The following is a 2,152-nucleotide window of genomic DNA, read 5'->3' as shown; positions in this document are numbered from 1 at the left end:
CGGGAGCAAGCTCCCTCGCCACGGGGTCATCTTTTCTTTGGTGGGGACCTGCGCGAAGCTACAGACCCGCCAGATAATCCCAGGGAAAAATCCCCCGCTCATGCCCATCGCTAAAGACCAACTGCACCCCATAGCCCTGCCCATTGACCTCAACCACCCGAACCCGTGCATCCACCTGAACTGCCAACCCTTGCAGGCGAAACGCCCGGCACCGCGAACAGGGGCATCGACGACGCAGTTCGGCATGGTCCAGCCGTTGCTCACGCCCATCAGGCCAACTCAGCCGCAACAGCCCCTTCTCCCGGGAATTGCCAATCGCCAGCGGGCTCATTGCAATTGGCCCAAGGCAATCCGCACAGCCTTGCGTACCTCCGGATCGCCATCGTCCCGGGCGGCCTGCAACGCCGGGATGGCAGCAGGATCGTTCAACTCGCCCAACGCCAGGGCCGCCTCCTTGCGCAGGTTACTGATGCGATGAGCCAGGGTCTCGATCAAGGCCGCCAGTGCCGGGGCGTAACGCATGCGACCCAAACTGCGGGTCGCCCGCAAACGCACTTGCCAATAATCATCTGCCAGGGCCTCGATCAGGGCCGGGCCGGCATCTGCGTGGCCGATCTTGCCCAGCGTGGTAGCGGCTTCTTCGCGTACCGTCCAGGCCGGGTCCCGCAAGGCCTGGCGCAGCGCTGGCAGGACCTGAGCATCCGAGGCCAGGCCGAGGGCACCGGTGGCCGCACGGCGCACTTCGCTCTCCGGATCATCACTGGCCAGCCGCGCCAGGGCCGGCAAGGCGTCGAGGTGCTTGAGCCAGCCCAGCACGCCAACCGCCTCACGACGCACGCCAGCATCGTGGTCAGCCAGCGCGGCGACAGCGGCTGGCGCGGCATCACCCAGACGCAACTCGCGCAACGCCCGGAACGCGGCAACGCGCACATCGGCATCAACATGAGCCGTCCAAGGCAGGATCACCCTTCCTGCCGCCTCGCTCTTGAGCAGGCTCAGGCTTTGGGCCGCTGCGGCCTGCACGGTCGGGGATGAATCGGTCAAGGCCTCGCACAAGGCCGCGACCACCGGCGCGTCCTCCCAGGCTTCGAGCAATCTCGCGGCTTCGGCCCGCACCTCGGCGCTGGGGTCATGTGCCAGGCGATCCACCAGCCACAGCAGGCCTTCGGGCTCTTCGAGGTCGGCCAGTTCGATCAGCGCGATACGGCGCACGCCGGCGTCGTCGTCGGTCAGGCGCGGTTGCAGGGCAAGGATGTCGTCGTTGTCGGTATTTTCAAATAGAGAGGTCATAGGGCAAATCGCGGCAAGGAGGTTTCAGGAGGCAGCCCAAGGGGATTGAGGCGCGGTAGCTGCTGGCCGTCTTCATGACGCAGCAGTTCGAGGCAGTGGCGTTTCAATCGGGCGAATTCAGGGCGGGTGACCAACTCAGTCGTCCGTGGACGGGGAAAGTCCAGGCGCAGGTCCTCGATGATCCGCCCCGGACGCGGGCTCATCACCAGCAAGCGATCGGCGAGGAACAGCGCCTCGTCGATGTCGTGGGTGACGAACACCACGGTGGTGCGGATCCGCGTCCAGATATCCAGCAGAAGTTCCTGCATGTTCAAGCGCGTCAGGGCATCCAGCGCGCCGAAGGGTTCATCCATCAGCAACAGGCGCGGACGGTTGACCAGCACCCGGGCAATCTCCACCCGCTGCTGCATGCCGCCGGAGAGCTGATCGGGCCAGTGCCCGGCAAACCCCTCCAGGCCCACCAGGGCGAGGATTTCGTCGGCAGCCCGGTGCCGTTCGAGCTTGCCCAGGCCACGCATCTTCAGGCCGAAGGCGACGTTGTCGCGCACGCTGCGCCACGGAAACAAGGTGTGTTGCTGGAACACCATGCCGCGCTGGGGCGACGGACCAACGACCGGCACCGCGTCCACCTTCAACGAGCCCGTGCTCGGTTGCAGGTGCCCGGCGAGGGCGCCGAGCAAGGTGGATTTGCCGCAACCGGACGGCCCCAGGATGCAGACGAACTGGCCCGCCTCGATCTGGCAATCGAGCCCCTGCACCGCTTCGAAGGCCTGGGCACCCTGGCCCAGGACAATGGATAACTGGCGGATGTCGATCCGTCCTTCCGGCGTTTGCATCGCACTCATCAGGCTTTTCCTCGGGG

The 2,152-nt window shown here is 65.9% G+C and carries 3 protein-coding genes; all 3 read right to left on the bottom strand.

Annotated features, from left to right (window positions below; genetic code table 11):
• Positions 1-58 precede the first annotated feature (58 nt).
• From OC610_RS26150 to OC610_RS26140, 3 genes are read right to left on the bottom strand one after another with little or no spacing between them, the layout of a single operon-like run.
• Positions 59-331 (bottom strand): gamma-butyrobetaine hydroxylase-like domain-containing protein, encoded by a 273-nt coding sequence (locus OC610_RS26150; protein WP_264431971.1) that lies wholly within the window; start codon positions 329-331, stop codon positions 59-61.
• A complete protein-coding gene (locus tag OC610_RS26145; protein WP_264431967.1) occupies positions 328-1,290 on the bottom strand; it encodes a HEAT repeat domain-containing protein in 963 nt (320 codons plus the stop codon). The genes OC610_RS26150 and OC610_RS26145 overlap by 4 nt, the downstream gene beginning before the upstream one ends.
• Positions 1,287-2,135 (bottom strand): ABC transporter ATP-binding protein, encoded by an 849-nt coding sequence (locus OC610_RS26140; RefSeq protein ID WP_264431964.1) that lies wholly within the window; start codon positions 2,133-2,135, stop codon positions 1,287-1,289. The genes OC610_RS26145 and OC610_RS26140 overlap by 4 nt, the downstream gene beginning before the upstream one ends.
• Between the last annotated feature and the right edge of the window lie 17 nt (positions 2,136-2,152).

It is taken from the genome of Pseudomonas agronomica (assembly GCF_025917275.1).
Lineage (GTDB): Bacteria > Pseudomonadota > Gammaproteobacteria > Pseudomonadales > Pseudomonadaceae > Aquipseudomonas > Aquipseudomonas agronomica.
The sequence above is the reverse complement of the archived record's forward strand: the minus strand, read 5'-3'. Positions and strand labels throughout refer to the sequence as shown.

What these genes read in the sequence shown, in the direction of transcription:
- OC610_RS26150 (WP_264431971.1), bottom strand. Translation starts at nt 331, where the DNA reads ATGAGCCCGCTGGCGATTGGCAATTCCCGGGAGAAGGGGCTGTTGCGG.
- OC610_RS26145 (WP_264431967.1), bottom strand. Translation starts at nt 1,290, where the DNA reads ATGACCTCTCTATTTGAAAATACCGACAACGACGACATCCTTGCCCTG.
- OC610_RS26140 (WP_264431964.1), bottom strand. Translation starts at nt 2,135, where the DNA reads ATGAGTGCGATGCAAACGCCGGAAGGACGGATCGACATCCGCCAGTTA.